We start from the raw sequence: 18,162 nt of genomic DNA on the forward strand, positions 1-18,162 counted from the left end.
GGTGGTAGGAGCCCGATTCATCGGGCGATGGATCAGGCCAAATCCATATGAAACGCCTTGGGCGGCGTCCCTGCCGCTTCAGGAAAAGCCTAGGCGTATTGCCGCTTCGGTTCATTCAACCACTCGCCGCAATGGGTCCCCGCCCCGGCCCAGTCGTCGCTGACGCGGCTGACGAACAGCGCATCGCCGCCGCTGATATGCGGCACCAGTGCATCGCGAATCTCGCCGGCATCCGCATTGGCCTCGATGAGCCAGCAGGAATCCATCACCTGCCTATGCGGGTAGGCCTCGAGGGTATCGTAGAAGCCGGCGTATTCCTGGGGAAGTTGAAGATCGTAACTGATGGAAAAGATGGCCATATGCGTACCCTTGCTTCTGGTTCATTGTGGTCGATGCCAAGCATCTATATTCACGGTAGCTGATAGAACAAGTTGGGCGCAAGGCATGAATAGAGGGTGGTTTGAGGCGGTGTTTAGCGATTGTAATGTGCCGGAGGATTTGCCAGCGACTGAAACTTCTGGCGCTATTATGCCCCTCGTTATTTAAAGCTCAATATAAAAAGCATGGATTGGCAACAGCCAACCCATGCATAGACACAAATTAATAACTGAGACTATGTTGATTATTAACTGTTGCCAGCACCGCCACCGCCACCGCCACCGCCACCAGCAGCAGCAGCACAGCCAGTGGGCCTAAATGCGGCATCGACATCCGTAGCACACGCCCAAGAACCATCCACATCACGTGTCCAAGTTAACTGATTGTCAGCAATGGCAGCAGAAGCGTTACCGCCAAAATTTCCTATAATCGTTGCCTGAGTCGTGAGAGGAAAAGCGATAGTCACTGCATTACCATCCAGCAGGTTTGAATCAGTCGCGCCTGTATCACAATCAGCAGCCGCAAGCCGGCCTTCCAAAATACAAGTTTCAACTGCAGTTCTTAGCTGACCAGTCTCTGACATAACACGACTAACCTGGGACTTGGCCACGTAATTCTGATACTGCGGAATGGCGATGGCTGCCAATACACCGATGATCGCCACCACGATCATCAGCTCGATCAGCGTGAAGCCGCCTTGCCCTTTCATTGAGTTGCTCATTGTCGTTCCCCGTTCAAACACTGAATGTTTCTCGTGCCGGCACTGCCAGCGTTCATTCGTTCGAACCCGGCATCAGGTTCACACTCTCCTTATCGGCCCGACCGTCCGCGACTTTAGGATTTTGTTGCGGTTACATTGACTGACAAAACGCCACATCCCCAGGCTAAGGTCGCTCGGTGCCGCTGCCGATAAAGAGCGGTATGAACATGAATGTCATCATCCCATCAGAGTCCTTGCCATGAGCGCTTCTCGACCATCGCACCTTTCATCGACTCTCGTGAGAGAAGAGCACGCCCCTACCCAGGGGCGCGAAACCCGGCCGATGTTCTCGGCCGAGGCGCTCATGGCCGGCCCCGGGTTGCAGGGGTTGTCACGACGCCTGGTGAAGGAGGGGCTGATCGGCGAAGAGGCCGTGCGCAAGGCGGAGCAGGAGGCAGACGAGAAGAGTGTCTCGCTGCTCGAGCACCTCATCGACAACGGGCGGGTCGATGCCGGGGCGGCCACCCTCGCCGCCGCCTGGGAATACGGGCTGCCGCTGATCAGCCTCGAGGCGCTGAACCGGGAATTGTTGCCACCCCCCGGCGAGATGCCCGAGAAGATCCTGCGTCGCCATCGCATCATGCCGCTGACGCGCACCAGGCACCGCCTGACCGTCGCCGTCCCCTTCCCTTCCACCCTGGCACTGCTGGATGAGCTGCAGTTCGCCATCGGCCTGAACGTCGAGGCCGTGCTGGCCCCGGTCGACCAGCTCGTAGCCGTCCTGGAGAACTACCTGGACAAGGCGGATGACGGCAGCGCGCTGGACGAACTCGCCGGCGCGGACGACGCCATCGGCGAGATGGATTTTGAAAGCGGGGATGAGGACGACGAGGACACCTCGATCACCGCGTCGGAAGACGACGCGCCGGTGGTCAAGTTCGTCAATCGCATCCTGCTCGATGCGATCAAGCGCGGCGCCTCGGACATCCACGTCGAGACCTACGAAAGCAGCTTCCGGGTGCGTTTTCGCATCGATGGCGTGCTGCACGAGGTAGCCCACCCTCCCTTCGCCATGCGTACCCGAATCGCCGCGCGTCTCAAGGTCATGGCACGGCTGGATATCTCGGAGCGCCGCCTGCCCCAGGACGGGGCGATCAAGCTCAACCTGTCGAAGAACCGCTCGATCGACTTCCGTGTCAACAGCCTGCCGACGGTCTACGGCGAGAAGATCGTGCTGCGTATCCTCGACCCGGCCTCGGCGCGGCTAGGCATCGACGTGCTCGGCTTCTCGCCGGCCCAGAAGGCAATGTACGAACGCGCCCTGGCCCAGCCCCAGGGCATGATCCTGATCACCGGCCCCACCGGCAGCGGCAAGACGGTGAGCCTCTACACCGGCCTGAACATCCTCAACACCGAGGAACGCAACATCTCCACCGCCGAGGACCCGGTCGAGATCAAGCTGCCGGGGATCAACCAGGTCAACGTGCTGCCCAAGATCGGGCTGGATTTCGCCAGCGCCCTGCGCGCCTTCCTGCGCCAGGACCCGGACGTGGTCATGGTCGGCGAGATTCGTGACCTGGAGACCGCGGAAATCGCGGTGAAGGCCTCCCAGACCGGCCACCTGGTACTCTCGACCCTGCATACCAACTCTGCCGCCGAAACCCTGACACGTCTCCAGAACATGGGGGTCGCCCCCTTCAACATTGCCAGTTCCGTGTCGCTGATCATCGCCCAGCGTCTGGCGCGCAGGCTCTGCTCCCACTGCAAGCAGCCCGCGGACATCCCCCGGAAGGTCATGTTCGAGGAGGGCTGCACGGAGCAAGAACTCGACGGTGCGACCATTTATCAGGCAGTCGGCTGCGAGCGATGTACGCTAGGCTACAAGGGGCGAGTGGGCATCTATGAAGTGGTGCCGATCAGCGAGGCGATGAGCCAGTTGATCATGCAGCAGGGCAACTCGCTTCAACTCGATGCCCAGGCGCGCAGCGAGGGGCATCCCGACCTGCGTCGCAGCGGGCTGCTGAAGGTGCTGGAGGGCGCTACCAGCCTCGAGGAGGTCAATCGCGTCACCAGGGATTAGACTTGTCTGGAAAGTGGCCGAGCGCAGTCACTTTCCAGGCGCAGCCTGGAAACAACACAGCAAGAAAAGACGCCATAAGCAAAAACGCACGTTCGAGCGAGCAATTGCCGACTCGCAACGGCGATAAAAAAGAATCGTACACAGGGAAAACATCATGGCTACCACCGCACGCGTATCGCGGCGCTACAAGCCGCACGAGAAGAGCAAGCTGCAACGCTGGCACTGGACCGGCAAGAACACCCAGGGCAAGTCGGTCAGCGGCGAGCACATCGCGGCCTACAAGGGCGAGGTGGAACAAGAGCTCGCCAAGCAGGGCATCCTGGTCAAGAACGTCCGCAAGAAGAGCAACCTGTTCGGCGGCAAGGGGAAGGTCAAGCCCCGCGACATCATGCTCTTCGCGCGCCAGATGGCGACCATGATTCGCGCCGGGGTGCCGGTACTCCAGGCCTTCAACGTGGTCGCCGAGAGCCTGAGCAACCCGGCGATGCGCAATCTGGTGCAGCGCCTCGCCGAGGACGTGGCGGCCGGCGCCAGCTTCTCCGAGGCACTGCGCAAGCACCCGCGCCAGTTCGATCGCCTGTTCACCAACATGGTCGCCGCCGGCGAGCAGGCCGGCTCCCTGGATCGCATGCTCGAGCGCGTGGCCACCTACAAGGAGAAGATCGAGTCCCTCAAGGCCCGGGTACGCAAGGCCATGTACTACCCCGTGGCGGTCATCGGGGTGGGCATCGGCGTCACCGCCCTGCTGCTGATCAAGGTGGTGCCCCAGTTCGAGTCCATGTTCGCCGGCTTCGGCGCCGAGCTGCCCGCGATGACCCGCATGACCATCACGCTTTCCGAAATGGCGCAGCAATACTGGTACTACGCCCTGGGTGCGGTGATCGGCTTCGTGATGCTCATGCGCCAGGCCATGCGGCGCTCCGAGGCCTTCTCCTACAAGATGCACCAGTTGATGCTGCGCCTGCCGGTCATCGGCGACATCGTCGACAAGTCCTCGGTGGCGCGCTTCGCCCGCACCCTGGCGACCACCTTCAGCGCCGGCGTACCGCTGGTCGAGGCCCTGGAGACCGCCTCCGGCGCCGTCGACAGCAAGGTCTACGAGCGTGCCATCCGGCAGATCCGCGAGGATGTCTCCAACGGCCAGCGGCTCAACTTCGCCATGCGCAGCGTCAACCTGTTTCCCATCCTGGCGACCCAGATGGTCAGTATCGGCGAGGAGGCCGGCTCGCTCGACGCCATGCTCAACAAGGTAGCGGACTTCTACGAGGAGGTCGTGGACAACAAGGTCGATGCACTGACCTCGCTGCTCGAACCCTTTATCATCGTGGTGCTGGGGACGATGGTGGGTGGATTGGTGGTGTCGATGTATCTGCCCATATTTGAGATGGGCAACGCCATCTAGGTCACGATCTACTGCACTCGGCGATACGGCGTTGAAATGATCACTACTGTGGCCAACCCCTCGCTCGCTGAAGCGAGCTCCCACAACTGATCAGAGCCACCGGGGTGGCGGGAGCCCGATTTATCGGGCGATTCTGGCCAACCCCTCGCTCACTGAAGCGAGCTCACAACTGATCAGAGCCACCGGGGTGGTGGGAGCCCGATTTATCGGGCGATTCTGGCCAACCCCCCGCTCGCTGAAGCGAGCTCCTACAGGTGGTTGTTATAAAAGGGTTTTGTAGGAGCCCGATTTATCGGGCGATGGGTCAGTCCGAATCCATATGAAACGTCGAAGAGCCTGTTTTCGAGGAGCCATCTTGTACAGCGATATTCCTGCCGTCATTGCCTTGCCGCTGGCGGCACTTCTGGGTCTGGTGATCGGGTCCTTCATCAACGTGGTGGTGGCGCGATTGCCGGGCATGCTGATGCTGCAGTGGCGCGCCGAGGCTCGGGAAGCCCTGGCCCTGCCGGAAGAGAGCGGCGCCTCGGCATTGCCCCGGATCAACCTGGTGACGCCGCGTTCACGCTGCCCGCAGTGCGGCACGCCCATCGCCTGGCACGACAACATCCCGGTGCTCGGCTATCTCAAGCGGCGCGGGCGCTGCGCCCACTGCCATCAGCCGATCAGCGTGCAATACCCGCTGATCGAGCTGGCCGGCGGCGCGATGGTGCTGGCCGTGGTGGCCATCAACGGTTTCGATGCCGCCAGCCTGTTGCTGAGCGCGGCCTGCCTGATACTGCTGACCCTGGCGCTGATCGATCTGCGTACCCAGTTGCTGCCCGATATCCTGACCCTGCCGTTGCTCTGGCTCGGCCTGCTCTATCAACTGGCCTTCCAGCCCTGGATGCTGGAAAGCGCCGTGATCGGCGCGGTGGCCGGCTATCTGGTGCTGTGGTGCTTCTACTGGCTATTCAAGCTTGTCACCGGCAAGGAGGGCATGGGCTACGGCGACTTCAAGCTGCTGGCGGCCCTTGGCGCCTGGACAGGTTGGGAAATGCTGCCGCTGTTACTGATTCTCTCCGCCGGCGTGGGCGCCGTGGTAGGTATCGTCGTCCAGTTGGCGATACCCCGGCTGCGCGGCATGCCCCTGCCCTTCGGCCCCTTCCTGGCCATGGCCGGGTGGATCACGCTACTCTTCGGGGGCTATCTGATGGGAATATATCAGGCCATAATGCTGTTCTGAAAGACGCGCTATCTCGACGCAACCTATTTGGGTCTCCGCATGAAGCCATCCATTGCCTATCAACGACACCGAGAGGCCATCCGACGGATTGTTGAACAACATCACGCCAAGAATCCACGCATCTTCGGCTCGGTGCTTCACGGGCAAGATACTGATGGGAGCGACTTGGATATCCTTATCGACATCACCGAGGAAACCTCTCTCTTCGACGTTGGTGCCATCCGCGCCGAGTTGATGGAACTTCTCGGTGTCGAGGTCGATGTACTGACCCCCGGGGCACTGCCGGACAGGTGGAAAAAGAGTGTGCTGCGTGAGGCACGGGGGGTATGAGCAGGCGAGACGAACTTGCCTTGAGAGATTACCTAGAACACATCCAGCAGGCTATTGATCGTATTCGGCGGTACCTCGCAGATATCGACTATTCCGCATTCCTAGCCAACGAAGAGAAACAGGATGCAGTCATTCGCAATCTGGAGATCATCGGTGAAGCAGCAGGCAATATCCAGCGCCATTTCCCAGACTTCTCTTCGCAACATCCAGACTTTCCCCTAAAAGCCGCTTACGGCGCACGTAATGCGCTGGCGCACGGGTACTTCAAAGTTGACCTGAATATGGTCTGGAATACCGTTGTGAGAGATTTGCCCATGCTAGAGGCTCGAGTCCATGAGGGGGTTCAAGCGCTCGACCGGAATGGAGTGCCACCATCCCCATGAATACCGATGAGCAACGCCCCCTGACCATCGGCGTCACCGGTGGCATCGCCTCGGGCAAGAGCGCGGTGGCCCAGGCCTTCGCCGCGCTCGGCATTCCCTGGGTCGATGCCGACGATGTCGCCCGGGAAGTCGTGGCGCCCGGCGAGCCGGCCCTGGCCGAAATCGCCGAACGCTTCGGCCCCGAGGTGCTCGATGCCCAGGGCCGGCTGAATCGTCGCGCCCTGCGGGCCATCGTCTTCGCCGATGAAGGGCAGCGACGCTGGCTGGAATCCGTGACCCATCCGCGCATACGCCAGCGCCTGCTCGAACGTCTCGAGGGCATGCGTGCCAGCGGCGCCCCCTACCATCTACTGGTGTCCCCCCTGCTGTTCGAGTCCGGCCAGCGCGAGCTGGTCGATCGCTGCCTGGTGATCGATGTGCCGGAGAGCCTGCAGATGGCACGCACCATGCAGCGCGACGAGGTCGACGAAGCACAGGCCCGGGCGATCATCGAGGCCCAGATGCCACGGAGCAAACGACTGGCAATGGCGGATGACGTCATCGATAATCAGGGAGATCGTGATGCCCTGGCCAGGCAAGTGGCCGAACTCGATGCCCGTTATCGAGGCCTGGCGACCGCCCACACATCCGAACAGTAGATGCCCATGACCCCCGACAACCATGACGACGACAAGCAGCCGCCCCTGGAAGTCGCCTGCCCCGAATGCCGCAAAAAGGTGGTCTGGACGACGGACAATCCCTACCGCCCCTTCTGCTCGAAGCGCTGCCGACTGCTCGACCTGGGTGCCTGGGCCGAAGAATCCCACCGCATCGCCGGCGAACCCGCCATGGACGAAGCCGACCTGGACGCCCTGATCGATCGCCTGGAGCGTGGCGGGCAGCAATGAAATGGTCGGATAAAATGACAAGGCCACGCGATTGCGTGGCCTTGCCCGTTTGAAGCTCGAAATCAGCACTATCGCCAGAAACAGCGAATCGAGGCAATCCCCTGGGCGCCGACGGCCCTGGCCCGGTTGGCATCCTCCCGGGTCATGCCGCCCAGCGCATAGACCGGCATGCCGGCATATTCGACGAGCTGCTGGAAGTCGTGCCAGCCCAGGGGAGCCGCTTCCGGGTGAGTGGGCGTGGTACGCAGCGGCGAGAGGGTGACGAAGTCGCAGCCGATGCGCGTGGCCTGCTCGAGCTGAACCCGATCGTGGGTCGAGGCAGACAGCCATTTGCCCTGGGCGACGGGACGCCGTTCGAGTGTCATCAGGCGTTCGCTGGTCAGGTGAACGCCGTGGGCATCGACCTTGTCGAGCAGTCCGGGATCGGCGTTGAGCAGGAGCCGGGCGCCATAGTCTCGGCAGAGCGCCAGGCTCTTCTCGGCTCGTTCGAGATAGGCGCTTTCGTCCAGCGTCTTGGCCCGCAACTGCACCAGCCGCACGCCATCTTCGCCCAGGGCGCGTTCGAGGCGCGAGAGAAAGCGTGTGTCCTCCTCTTCCTCGGCGCTGATCAGGTATTCCGGAGGCAGCATGACCGCGCGCAGGATCGGCAGGTTGGCCGCCGGGAACGCGTAGTTGAACAGGTCGTCGAGCCCGACCCAGCGCACCGCCTGGCCTTCCCGGCCATAAGGCTCTCCCTCGAATTCGTGTACCTGCCAGACATCCAGCAGCACATGCTTGTCGGGGTATTCATGAGGCACGCGAATCAGTGGTTGCGCCCGCTTGATGGTAATGCCCAGTTCTTCATGCAATTCGCGCTTGAGCGCCTCGAAGCCGGTCTCGTAGGGGGCGAGCTTGCCGCCGGGGAATTCCCACAAGCCGCCCTGATCGACGATGGAGGGACGCCGCGCCAACAGGACTTCCTGACCATCGCTACTGAAAATGGCGGCCGCCGCGACATGTACCCTGCGTTTGATCATGTGGCTTACAGTCCTCGTCATTCTGGATTCAGCTGCGGTAATCTGCATTGATCGTCACGTAGTCGTGGGAAAGGTCCGAGGTCCACACCGTGGCCGATGCCTCTCCACGACCCAGTGCGATGCGAATGGTGATGTCTTCCCGGGCCATCACGGCGCTTCCCGCCTGCTCGGTGTAACCTGGGGCGCGGCCCCCCTGCTCCACCAGCCTGACATCGCCCAGGTCGATGGTGACCTTGTCGACGTCGAAGCCAGGCACCGGCGCGCGACCGACCGCGGCCAGGATGCGCCCCCAGTTGGCATCCGAGGCGTAGAGCGCCGTCTTGACCAGCGGCGAATGAGCGACGGTGAAGGCCACGTCAAGGGCTTCCTGCCGCGAGGCGGCCTGGGTCACCTCGAGGGTCACGAACTTGGTCGCCCCTTCGCCATCGCGGATGATCTGCTGGGCGAGCGAGATCAATACCCGGTCGAGCGCCTCGCGAAAGCGCGCGATATCCTCGGCCTCTGTCACCTCGGCACCGCGACCGGTGGCAATGAGCATGCAGGCATCGTTGGTCGAGGTATCGCTGTCGACGGTGATGCAGTTGAAGGAGCGATCCACGGATTCGCGCAGCAGTACATCGAGGCGGGGCTGCTCGATCGCCGCGTCCGTGGCGACGAATGCCAGCATGGTGGCCATGTCGGGCTTGATCATTCCCGACCCCTTGGCGATGCCGTTGAGAGTCACGGTCTTGCCGCCGATCCGGCAGGTCGCCGTGGCGCCCTTGCTGCGCGTGTCGGTGGTCAGGATGCCCTCTGCCGCCTGGCGCCAGGCAGTGGCGGAGTCGTCCAGACTCGCCAGTGCCTCGGGCAGCCCTCGACAGATGCGTTCGACGGGCAGCGGCTCGCCGATCACCCCGGTCGAAAACGGCAGTACCGCGGTATGCGGCACGCCGGTCAGCTCCCGCAGCGCCATGCAGCAGGCCCGGGCGTCGCGCAGGCCCTGTTCGCCGGTGCCAGCATTGGCGTTGCCGGTATTGATCAGCAGATAATGCGGCGACTGGCCGGCCAGGTGCTCCCGCGCGACATGCACCGGCGCGGCGCAGAAGGCATTGCGCGTGAACGTGCCTGCGACCCTTGCGCCCTGGGGAACCTCGATGACCACGAGGTCGCGACGATCGGGCTTCTTGATGCCCGCCTTCGCCGAGCCCAGCCGGATGCCCTCGATCACTGGCATGTCGGGAAAGCCAATCTCACCTACCGCCATCGCGTTCTCCTATGTTCGAAGCACCCTTTCAGAGGGTATTTACAAAAGTCACGAGCGAAGATCAGGGCTAAGCCCGCTCCTGCGGGCTAACGCATTTCCCACATCCATGTGAGTCACAAAGCGAAATCAGTCGAAAAAAGGACCGGGCTCGCGCTCGAGTTTACAGAGTGTAAATGAGCATGTTGACCGGGCTGGCGTACCAGACTGATTTCAACACAGCATGGCCGAGCGCAGTAATTTATAAACACCCTCTCAGCTCAACTTGCCATGACACTGCTTGTATTTCTTGCCGGAACCGCATGGGCAGGGATCGTTGCGGCCTACCTTGGGGCCCTCGCGGCGTACGGTCTGCTGGGTTTCCTGGGCACCCTGATCGACCTCGCTGGCTGCCTCTTCCCGGGCGGCGTCCTCGCGGGTCTGTTGAGCGGCGGCCTTCTCCCGCTCCAGGGCCTCGCGACGCTGGCGTTCGAGCTCATCGACCTCTTCCTGGCGCCGCACCTGTACGTGGCTGAGGATGCGCGTCACATCGTGCTTGATGTTGTTCAGCAATGCCTGGAACAGCTCGAAGGCCTCGCGCTTGTACTCCTGCTTGGGATTCTTCTGGGCATAGCCGCGCAGGTGAATGCCCCTGCGCAAGTGATCCATGGATTGCAGGTGCTCCTTCCAGCGGGTGTCGAGCACCTGCAGCATGACCTGTTTCTCGAAGCGGTGCATCAATTCTTCGCCGATGGCCTCGACCTTGGCGGCATAGATCTCGCGATGACGGGTCTGCAGCCGTTCGCGAAGCAGTTCCTCGTGGAAATGCTCGTCCTCTTCCGCCCACTGGGTCAACGGGACATCGAGGTTGAACTCGGCCTTGAGATGTTGCTGCAGCCCTTCGAGGTCCCACTGCTCGGGCAGACTCTGGGGCGGAACGAAATCGCTGATGGCGCTGTCGAGCATCTCGTCGCGAATCCCCGCCACGTTGGCCGAGACGTCATCGGCACCGAGGATCTCGTCACGCTGCTCGTAGATGACGCGACGCTGGTCGTTGGCGACGTCATCGTATTCGAGGAGCTGCTTGCGGATGTCGAAGTTGCGTCCCTCGACCTTCTTCTGGGCACGTTCGACGGCGTTGGACACCATCTTGTGCTCGATGGCCTCGCCGTGCTCGAGTCCCAGTGCCTGCATCAGGCGCTGCACCCGATCCGAGCCGAACAGACGCATCAGGCTGTCTTCCAGGGAGAGGAAGAAGCGGGTCGAGCCGGGGTCGCCCTGGCGTCCCGAGCGGCCGCGCAACTGGTTGTCGATGCGTCGGGATTCGTGACGCTCCGAGCCGATCACATGCAGGCCACCGGCCTCGAGTACCGCGTCGTGGCGCGCCTGCCATTCCGCCCGGGCGGCGTCGATCTGCTCCTGGGTCGGGTTGTCGAGCTTGGCGACCTCGGCTTCCCAGTTGCCGCCCAGCACGATATCGGTGCCGCGACCGGCCATGTTGGTGGCGATGGTGATGGCACCGGGACGTCCCGCCTGGGCGATGATCTCGGCCTCGCTCTGGTGCTGCTTGGCGTTGAGGACGTTGTGAGGGATGTCTCCCTGCTTCATGAGCCCCGACAGCAGCTCGGAGGTCTCGATCGACGCCGTGCCCACTAGGATCGGGCGCCCCGCTTCCCGCTGGGTCTTGACGTCCTCGATGATCGCCTCGAACTTCTCCTCGGCGGAAAGATAGACCAGATCGTTGAAATCCTGGCGCTGGATCGGCTTGTTGGTGGGAATCACCATCACGTCGAGCCCGTAGATCTGGCGGAACTCGAAGGCCTCGGTATCGGCGGTACCGGTCATCCCGGCCAGCTTTTCGTAGAGGCGGAAATAGTTCTGGAAGGTGGTGGAGGCCAGCGTCTGGCTCTCGCGCTGGATCGCCACCCCCTCCTTCGCTTCCACGGCCTGGTGCAAGCCTTCCGACCAGCGCCGTCCCGGCATGCTGCGGCCGGTATGCTCATCGACGATGACCACCTCGCCGTTGTTGACGATGTAGTCGACATCACGGTGGAAGAGATGACGTGCCCGCAGGGCCGAATGCATATGGTGCAGCAAGCCCAGGTTCTGCGCGGCGTAGAGAGAATCCTGCTCATCGAGCAGCCCCTGTCGCCGCATCAGCCCCTCGACCTTGTGGTGGCCCTCTTCGGTCAGCTCGACCTGCTTCTGCTTCTCGTCGAGGATGAAGTCGCCGCTGGCGGGGTCTTCCTCGTCCTCGCAGCGCTTGAGTTCGGTGGCCAGCCGGTCGACGACCTTGTAGAGCTCGGTGTTCTCTTCGACAGGTCCCGAAATGATCAGCGGCGTGCGCGCCTCGTCGATGAGGATCGAGTCGACCTCGTCGACGATCGCATAATGCAACTCCCGCTGTACCTTGTCCTCCAGCGAGAAGGCCATGTTGTCGCGCAGGTAGTCGAAGCCGTACTCGTTGTTGGTGCCGTAGGTGATGTCGCAGGCATAGGCCTCGCGTTTCTGCTGCGAGGTCTGGCCGGCGAAGATCACGCCGACGCTCAGGCCGAGAAATTCGTAGAGCGGACGCATCCAGTCGGCGTCGCGCTTGGCCAGGTAGTCGTTGACCGTGACCACGTGCACGCCCCGGGCGGGCAAGGCATTGAGATAGACCGCCAGGGTGGCCACCAGGGTCTTGCCTTCCCCGGTCTTCATCTCGGAGATGCGACCGCGATGCAGGGTGATCCCGCCGATCAGCTGCACGTCGAAGTGGCGCATGCCCATGACGCGCTGACTGGCCTCGCGCACCGTGGTGAACGCCTCGGGCAGCAGCTTGTCGAGGCTTTCGCCGCCGCGCAGGCGCTCGCGGAGCTGTTCGGTGCGCGCCTGGAGCTCGGCATCGGACAGGGCCTGGGTCTGTTCTTCCAGCGCATTGATCTCGTTGACCAATTTACCCATGCGCTTGACTTCGCGGTCGTTCTTCGAGCCAACCAGTTTACGTAACACACTGTTTAACATGCGATGTCCTGACTTCTTGAGGGGTGCGTCAGACGAAGTCGCGAGAACGCTGGCACTTCGTCATGCGATGACATGCCCCAGGCATTCTTTCGAAGGAGGGGCAACGATCAACGAAAGCATCCTGGCGGGCCGCGACGGCTGAGGACATCATGGTCGGCACAGGGCCGCAGCGACGCTGTGCGAAGTGAACCGGGAAGGCCCGGGCAGCCACGCTTGCGGCGCCTGCCCAGAAAGCGTGAAAGCGTACGCTGGCCCACCCGTCGGGAATGGGCACGAATCGCACCGGAGACCATCAGGCACTGCTGGCTCAGGCGTTCGGTCAGGCGTAGCGGCTCGCCCTGGGCCAGCGCTGCGGGCAGCAGGCAACTCACCAGCAGTCCGGCCAGCCACCACCGCGAGCCCAGGCGACGACGCGGGCGGCAGTCCGCCACGGGGGTGAGAGTGCTGCTGGAGGTCATGCTGTCGGTAGGCTCCTGACCGTGTTAGATTGCGTGCATCGACGATGGCGAGTACGCGGGCAAGCCCATGAGTATAAAGCCTAAGCGTTTCCGAGCCCAGCCCATGACCCGGCTGCTGGAAGGAACATCCGCCGGCTCGGGGGATCTGGGAGGGCTCATGCGCATGGCCCGGGTCATCGACCGGGCACAGCGACATCTGCGCGAGCATCTGCCCGAGGAAGTGCGTGAACACATCTTCGTCGGGGGGTATCGGCAAGGCAAGCTGACCCTGATAACCGACCGGGCCGTCTGGATGACCTGGCTGCGCTACGAACAACCCCGACTCCTGCAGTTGCTGCATCAGTTGCCCGAATTCGAGGCCGTGTTGGGCCTCACCTTCAAGGTGCGCCCCATCAGCCCACCCAAGATCCCTCAGCGTCTTGCCCGAGAACTCTCTTCCCGAGCCGCCGACGAGATCTCCTGCTGCGCCGCCGATGTCGACGATCCGGCCCTCAAGCGCTCCCTGGAGAGACTGGCAGCTCATGCGGAAGCCAGAGACGGCACGGACGAATCGTCGTGACCGGGACAAAAAACGCCGACCCCGTTGGACGGATCGGCGTCAAGACTGACATCCTTGCATCTGCTGCTCCAGCGCCCTCAGGGCGCTGCCTTCACAAGGCCATCTCGGGAGCGGAATAGGAGATCGGCGATTTCTGCCTGGCATCCTCGAAGGTCACGATCTCCCAGGCATCGGGGTTGTCGAGCACGGCTCGGCACAGCTGGTTGTTCAGCGCGTGACCGGATTTGACGCCACGAAACTCGCCGATCAGGCTGTAGCCGAGCTGGTAGAGATCACCGATGGCGTCGAGCACCTTGTGCTTGACGAACTCGTCATCGTAGCGAAGCCCGCCCTCGTTGAGAATGCGGTAGTCGTCGACGACGATGGCGTTGTCCAGGCTGCCACCGAGGGCCAGGTTCTGGGAACGCAGGAACTCGAGATCGCGCATGAAGCCGAAGGTCCGGGCTCGAGAAACCTCCTTGACGAAGGAAGTGGTCGAGAAATCCACGGTCGCGGTCTGTTTCTGCTGATCGAAGGCCGGGTGGTCGAAATCGATGGCGAACGAGACCTTGAAACCGTTGTGCGGGGTGAACACGGCTTCCTTTCCGTCATCGTGCACCACGATTTCACGCTTGATGCGGATGAACTTCTTCGGCGCGTTCTGCTCCTCGATGCCTGCGGACTGGATGAGAAACACGAAGGGGCCGGCACTGCCATCCATGATCGGCACCTCGGGGGCGTCGAGCTCGACGAAGACGTTGTCGATGCCCAGCCCGGCGAAGGCCGACATGAGGTGTTCCACCGTCGCCACCTTGACACCCTCACTGGACAGGGCAGTACAGAGCGTGGTGTCGGTGACGTTTTCCGCGCGTGCCGGAATGCGCACCTCGGGATCGAGGTCGGTGCGCACGAAGACGATGCCTGTATTGGCCGGCGCCGGGCGCAGCGTCAGACAGACCTTCTCGCCGGAGTGCAAGCCGACTCCGGTAGCACGCATGGTGTTCTTGAGAGTGCGTTGTTTGATCATGGGCAAGGGCCAGGATGTCATGAGAATTTTAAAACAGTGTTCACTATAACAGCGAACGTTCGTTTTAACAAAAAAATGTCACCTGACCACCTGCCTATGCCTCACATGGCGATTCTCAATCGGCCTGGCGGCGCAGGAACGCCGGGATATCGAGATAGTCGTCCAACTCCTGCGAGTTGCGCTTCTCCTGGCGTGCCTTGGCGGCATTTTCCTGCTCTGTCTTGGCAGCCTGCTGACGCATCACCGTGGGCTGCTGCAGCTTGCGATAGTCGGTCGATTCGGGGCGTGCGACGTTCTCGCGAGCCGCCGGCTTCTCCCGCTGGCCATCGAGACCCGCCGCGACGACCGTGACCCGCAACTCGTCGGACATTTCCATGTCGATGGAGGTGCCGACGACGATGGTCGCATCCTGGGAGGCAAACTCCTGAACGGTCGCACCCACATCGTTGAACTCGCCGATCGACAGATCCGGCCCGGCGGTGATGTTGACCAGGATGCCCCGGGCGCCGTGCAGATCGATGTCCTCGAGAAGCGGGCTGCGAATCGCCTTCTCGGCCGCCTCCCGGGCCCGGTTCTCGCCTACCGCGCCACCGGTGCCCATCATCGCCATGCCCATCTCGGACATGACCGTGCGCACGTCGGCGAAGTCGACGTTGATGATGCCGGGGCTGGTGATCAACTCGGCGATACCCTGCACGGCGCCGAGCAGCACGTCGTTGGCGGCACTGAAGGCGGTCAGCAGGCTGGCGCTCTTGCCGAGCACGGCCAGGAGCTTCTCGTTGGGAATGGTGATCAGGGAGTCGACATGTTCGGAGAGCTCACGCATCCCCTCCTCGGCGGCACGCATGCGCTTGGGCCCCTCGAAGGGGAAGGGGCGCGTCACCACCGCGACGGTGAGGATACCCAGTTCCTTGGCCACCTGGGCCACCACCGGGGCGCCGCCGGTGCCCGTGCCGCCACCCATGCCGGCGGTGATGAACACCATGTCGGCACCCTGGAGAAGTTCGGCGATACGCTCGCGATCCTCCATGGCGGCCTGGCGACCCACTTCGGGGCTGGCACCCGCACCGAGCCCCTTGGTGATCTCGGTACCGAGTTGAAGAACAGTCTTCGCAGCGACTCGCTTGAGCGCCTGGGCATCGGTGTTGGCGCAGATGAACTCCACGCCCTCGATGTTGCTTTCGACCATGTGGTTGACGGCGTTGCCGCCGCCTCCGCCGACGCCGATCACCTTGATGACCGCGCTGCTGGAGGGTGCGTTATCTACCAGTTCGAACATTTGCCCCGTCTCCTGTGGCCGTCTCTACGGCCCCTGTCAGAAATTTCCTTTAAACCAGCTCTTGACCCGTTTCAGCGTCGAGGTTTCATCCGTGGTGGCACGCCGGGAGTGTTCTTCTCTCCGGGGCTGGGCCGATATCGCGCGGGCCTGACCATGCTTGGCTTCACGCATACCGTAGAGTAGCAAACCCACCCCGGTCGAATAAATCGGATTGCGCACCACATCCGCCAGACCGCGAACGTTCTGGGGACAGGCAATGCGCACCGGCATGTGGAAGATCTCTTCTGCAAGTTCCACCACGCCTTCCATTCGCGATGTTCCCCCGGTCAACACCACCCCTGCGGCGACCAGATCCTCGTATCCGCTGCGCCGCAGTTCCTCGCGTACCAGTGTAAAAAGCTCTTCATAGCGCGGCTCGACCACTTCGGCCAGGGCCTGACGAGAGAGGTCCCGGGCCGGGCGATCGCCGACGCTCGGGACCTTGATCATCTCGTCGCTCGAGGCCAGCTGGGTCAGGGCACAGGCGTACTTGACCTTGATGTCCTCGGCATACTGCGTCGGCGTGCGCAGGGCCATGGCGATGTCGTTGGTGACCTGGTCGCCGGCGATGGGAATCACCGCGGTATGGCGGATGGCCCCTTCGGTGAAAACGGCGATATCGGTGGTCCCGCCACCGATATCGACCATGCACACCCCAAGCTCGCGCTCGTCCTCGGTGAGGACCGCGTGACTCGAGGCGAGCTGTTCGAGAATGATGTCATCGACTTCCAGGCCACAGCGACGCACGCATTTTTCGATGTTCTGGACGGCATTGAGGGCGGCGGTCACCAGGTGCACCCGTGCCTCGAGCCGGACCCCGGACATGCCCAGGGGCTCGCGGATGCCTTCCTGGGTGTCGATGGCGAACTCCTGGGGCAGCACATGCAGGATGCGCTGCCCTTCCGAGATGGCTCGGGCCCGGGCCGAGTCGATCACCCGGTCGATGTCCGAGGGGGTGACCTCACGCTCCTTGATCGCGACCACGCCATCGGAGTTCATCGAGCTGATATGGCTGCCGGCCACTCCCACATAAACGGAGTGAATGTCGCAACCGGCCATCAATTCGGCCTCCTCCACCGCGCGCTGAATGGACTGCACGGTGGATTCGATATTGATGACCACGCCCTTCTTCATGCCACGTGAGGGATGGGAGCCGATCCCGGCGATTTCCAACCCCCCGTCGTCAGTGGGTTGCCCGACAATCGCCACGACCTTGGACGTCCCGATATCCAGCCCAACCACCATATTGGAAGCATTGGATTGTACTGCCATGGGTCGGGATCACTCCTCAATCTTCACTGTATTTAGAGAACATTTAAATACGCGATTAAAATTCCGGGCCGATTATAAAATCAAGGTTAATTATTCATCCAGCCCACACATAAGTTCAGCAATAGAATACGGGTATTTTTTTCCGAAAGAAATACCCCTGCCGCCCCTACTATCGGCCGTTGGCGCTAAAAAATTAACGCCGAGTATTAACGTTGTGGTACTGCAACTTCCGTTTCGCCATGCCAGGCAACGACGATACCATTGGGATAGCGGAGATCAATGTAGCGAATCCGCGACGCCTGGGAGACGAGCTGGCGCTGCCAGGCAGCGGCGAATCGCGCCAGACGCGAGTCTCGCTGGTTACGCCCCAGCATCACCCAGACGCCATCATCGATCTCGAAACGCCAGGCACCACGATCCTCCAGTCGCAGCTGGGTCACCTTGAGGTTCAGGGACGCGAGGCCGCCCTGCAAGCGGTCGAGCAGCGCCAGCACTTCCGGGCCACTGCCTGGCGGGCCTGCCAGATCGGGCAGGTCGTCGGGCACCGTCACCTCGCCTCGCCGGAAGGGAATGCCACGGGAATTGAGAAGGAGGGCGTCGTTCCAGCGCGCCACCGGATTCTGCTCGTAGAGTTCGAACATCAGCGCATCGGGCCAATGCCGGGAGACACGCACTTCCGATAGCCACTCGATGGCGCGCGCCCGGTCACGCAATTTCTGAAGGTCCACCGACAGCCAGCTCTGCCCCTGCACCAGGGGTGCCAGCTCCTCTCGGAGGTAGCTGGCACTGACATAGTCGAGGTCACCGCTGATCGAGACACGCTCGATGGGTCGATCGAGCCACAGCCATAGCGCACGCCCACCCGCACCCAGCAATACGAACAGAAGCAGCAGACCCAGCAGGGTGCCTCGCGATCCGGCTGACGCCAT

At 62.3% G+C, this 18,162-nt stretch carries 18 protein-coding genes; 8 read left to right on the top strand and 10 right to left on the bottom strand.

Annotation, left to right across the window (positions count from 1 at the left end; all coding sequences use genetic code 11):
- Positions 1-89: 89 nt before the first annotated feature.
- Entirely contained in the window at positions 90-359 is a 270-nt protein-coding gene (locus tag BUA41_RS13820) for a hypothetical protein (protein WP_072823880.1), read from the bottom strand.
- 266 nt (positions 360-625) lie between these two features.
- Entirely contained in the window at positions 626-1,087 is a 462-nt protein-coding gene (locus BUA41_RS13825) for a pilin (RefSeq protein ID WP_072823882.1), read from the bottom strand.
- Between the two features lie 334 nt (positions 1,088-1,421).
- Between BUA41_RS13825 and pilB the strand changes: the two genes are divergently transcribed.
- From pilB to yacG, 7 genes are all read left to right on the top strand, one after another.
- On the top strand, positions 1,422-3,158 hold the full coding sequence (gene pilB / locus BUA41_RS13830; protein ID WP_072823884.1) for a type IV-A pilus assembly ATPase PilB: 1,737 nt from the start codon (positions 1,422-1,424) through the stop codon (positions 3,156-3,158).
- Between the two features lie 154 nt (positions 3,159-3,312).
- Positions 3,313-4,560, top strand: coding sequence for a type II secretion system F family protein (locus BUA41_RS13835; RefSeq protein ID WP_072823886.1), 1,248 nt, complete (start codon positions 3,313-3,315; stop codon positions 4,558-4,560).
- 355 nt (positions 4,561-4,915) lie between these two features.
- Complete coding sequence (locus BUA41_RS13840) at positions 4,916-5,782, top strand: prepilin peptidase (RefSeq protein WP_072823888.1); 867 nt, start codon at positions 4,916-4,918, stop codon at positions 5,780-5,782.
- Positions 5,783-5,821: 39 nt separating this feature from the next.
- Entirely contained in the window at positions 5,822-6,112 is a 291-nt protein-coding gene (locus BUA41_RS13845; protein WP_072823890.1) for a nucleotidyltransferase family protein, read from the top strand.
- Positions 6,109-6,495: a HepT-like ribonuclease domain-containing protein gene (locus BUA41_RS13850; RefSeq protein ID WP_072823892.1), complete on the top strand. Its 387-nt coding sequence runs from the start codon at positions 6,109-6,111 to the stop codon at positions 6,493-6,495. Before BUA41_RS13845 ends, BUA41_RS13850 begins: the two co-directional genes overlap by 4 nt.
- The gene (gene coaE / locus BUA41_RS13855; protein WP_072823894.1) at positions 6,492-7,133 is read left to right on the top strand and encodes a dephospho-CoA kinase; all 642 of its coding nucleotides are present in this window, start codon (positions 6,492-6,494) and stop codon (positions 7,131-7,133) included. Before BUA41_RS13850 ends, coaE begins: the two co-directional genes overlap by 4 nt.
- Complete coding sequence (gene yacG, locus BUA41_RS13860; RefSeq protein ID WP_072823896.1) at positions 7,134-7,382, top strand: DNA gyrase inhibitor YacG; 249 nt, start codon at positions 7,134-7,136, stop codon at positions 7,380-7,382.
- Between the two features lie 68 nt (positions 7,383-7,450).
- On the opposite strand, the gene BUA41_RS13865 is transcribed toward yacG, so the two are convergent.
- From BUA41_RS13865 to BUA41_RS13880, 4 genes are all read right to left on the bottom strand, one after another.
- On the bottom strand, positions 7,451-8,398 hold the full coding sequence (locus BUA41_RS13865) for a Nudix family hydrolase (protein WP_072823898.1): 948 nt from the start codon (positions 8,396-8,398) through the stop codon (positions 7,451-7,453).
- Positions 8,399-8,426: 28 nt separating this feature from the next.
- Positions 8,427-9,641, bottom strand: a complete 1,215-nt coding sequence (gene argJ, locus BUA41_RS13870) for a bifunctional glutamate N-acetyltransferase/amino-acid acetyltransferase ArgJ (protein ID WP_072823900.1) — start codon at positions 9,639-9,641, stop codon at positions 8,427-8,429.
- A gap of 252 nt (positions 9,642-9,893) precedes the next feature.
- Entirely contained in the window at positions 9,894-12,620 is a 2,727-nt protein-coding gene (secA, locus tag BUA41_RS13875; protein WP_072823902.1) for a preprotein translocase subunit SecA, read from the bottom strand.
- 107 nt (positions 12,621-12,727) lie between these two features.
- Positions 12,728-13,078 (bottom strand): hypothetical protein, encoded by a 351-nt coding sequence (locus BUA41_RS13880; protein WP_072823904.1) that lies wholly within the window; start codon positions 13,076-13,078, stop codon positions 12,728-12,730.
- Positions 13,079-13,145: 67 nt separating this feature from the next.
- Here BUA41_RS13880 and BUA41_RS13885 point away from each other — a divergent pair, with 67 nt between their 5' ends.
- Positions 13,146-13,637, top strand: coding sequence for a DUF721 domain-containing protein (locus BUA41_RS13885; RefSeq protein WP_072823906.1), 492 nt, complete (start codon positions 13,146-13,148; stop codon positions 13,635-13,637).
- A 91-nt stretch (positions 13,638-13,728) separates the two neighbouring features.
- On the opposite strand, the gene lpxC is transcribed toward BUA41_RS13885, so the two are convergent.
- The 4 genes from lpxC to BUA41_RS13905 form a co-directional block, all read right to left on the bottom strand.
- Positions 13,729-14,643: a UDP-3-O-acyl-N-acetylglucosamine deacetylase gene (gene lpxC / locus BUA41_RS13890; RefSeq protein WP_072823908.1), complete on the bottom strand. Its 915-nt coding sequence runs from the start codon at positions 14,641-14,643 to the stop codon at positions 13,729-13,731.
- A gap of 115 nt (positions 14,644-14,758) precedes the next feature.
- Positions 14,759-15,922 (bottom strand): cell division protein FtsZ, encoded by a 1,164-nt coding sequence (ftsZ, locus tag BUA41_RS13895; protein WP_072823910.1) that lies wholly within the window; start codon positions 15,920-15,922, stop codon positions 14,759-14,761.
- A 36-nt stretch (positions 15,923-15,958) separates the two neighbouring features.
- Positions 15,959-17,233 carry a cell division protein FtsA gene (gene ftsA / locus BUA41_RS13900; protein ID WP_072823912.1) on the bottom strand — a complete coding sequence of 425 codons (1,275 nt, stop codon included), beginning with the start codon at positions 17,231-17,233 and terminating at the stop codon, positions 15,959-15,961.
- Between the two features lie 206 nt (positions 17,234-17,439).
- Positions 17,440-18,162 carry a cell division protein FtsQ/DivIB gene (locus tag BUA41_RS13905; protein ID WP_072823914.1) on the bottom strand — a complete coding sequence of 241 codons (723 nt, stop codon included), beginning with the start codon at positions 18,160-18,162 and terminating at the stop codon, positions 17,440-17,442.

The organism is Modicisalibacter ilicicola DSM 19980 (assembly GCF_900128925.1).
Taxonomy (GTDB): Bacteria; Pseudomonadota; Gammaproteobacteria; order Pseudomonadales; family Halomonadaceae; genus Modicisalibacter; species Modicisalibacter ilicicola.

Bases quoted from the DNA above. Each gene is read 5' to 3' on its own strand.
- pilB (WP_072823884.1), top strand. From the start codon at position 1,422: ATGTTCTCGGCCGAGGCGCTCATGGCCGGCCCCGGGTTGCAGGGGTTG.
- coaE (WP_072823894.1), top strand. From the start codon at position 6,492: ATGAATACCGATGAGCAACGCCCCCTGACCATCGGCGTCACCGGTGGC.
- BUA41_RS13865 (WP_072823898.1), bottom strand. From the start codon at position 8,398: ATGATCAAACGCAGGGTACATGTCGCGGCGGCCGCCATTTTCAGTAGC.
- BUA41_RS13845 (WP_072823890.1), top strand. From the start codon at position 5,822: ATGAAGCCATCCATTGCCTATCAACGACACCGAGAGGCCATCCGACGG.
- BUA41_RS13885 (WP_072823906.1), top strand. From the start codon at position 13,146: ATGAGTATAAAGCCTAAGCGTTTCCGAGCCCAGCCCATGACCCGGCTG.
- BUA41_RS13820 (WP_072823880.1), bottom strand. From the start codon at position 359: ATGGCCATCTTTTCCATCAGTTACGATCTTCAACTTCCCCAGGAATAC.
- BUA41_RS13850 (WP_072823892.1), top strand. From the start codon at position 6,109: ATGAGCAGGCGAGACGAACTTGCCTTGAGAGATTACCTAGAACACATC.
- BUA41_RS13880 (WP_072823904.1), bottom strand. From the start codon at position 13,078: ATGACCTCCAGCAGCACTCTCACCCCCGTGGCGGACTGCCGCCCGCGT.
- ftsA (WP_072823912.1), bottom strand. From the start codon at position 17,233: ATGGCAGTACAATCCAATGCTTCCAATATGGTGGTTGGGCTGGATATC.
- BUA41_RS13835 (WP_072823886.1), top strand. From the start codon at position 3,313: ATGGCTACCACCGCACGCGTATCGCGGCGCTACAAGCCGCACGAGAAG.
- yacG (WP_072823896.1), top strand. From the start codon at position 7,134: ATGCCCATGACCCCCGACAACCATGACGACGACAAGCAGCCGCCCCTG.
- argJ (WP_072823900.1), bottom strand. From the start codon at position 9,641: ATGGCGGTAGGTGAGATTGGCTTTCCCGACATGCCAGTGATCGAGGGC.
- lpxC (WP_072823908.1), bottom strand. From the start codon at position 14,643: ATGATCAAACAACGCACTCTCAAGAACACCATGCGTGCTACCGGAGTC.
- secA (WP_072823902.1), bottom strand. From the start codon at position 12,620: ATGTTAAACAGTGTGTTACGTAAACTGGTTGGCTCGAAGAACGACCGC.
- ftsZ (WP_072823910.1), bottom strand. From the start codon at position 15,922: ATGTTCGAACTGGTAGATAACGCACCCTCCAGCAGCGCGGTCATCAAG.
- BUA41_RS13905 (WP_072823914.1), bottom strand. From the start codon at position 18,162: ATGGCGTCAGCCGGATCGCGAGGCACCCTGCTGGGTCTGCTGCTTCTG.
- BUA41_RS13825 (WP_072823882.1), bottom strand. From the start codon at position 1,087: ATGAAAGGGCAAGGCGGCTTCACGCTGATCGAGCTGATGATCGTGGTG.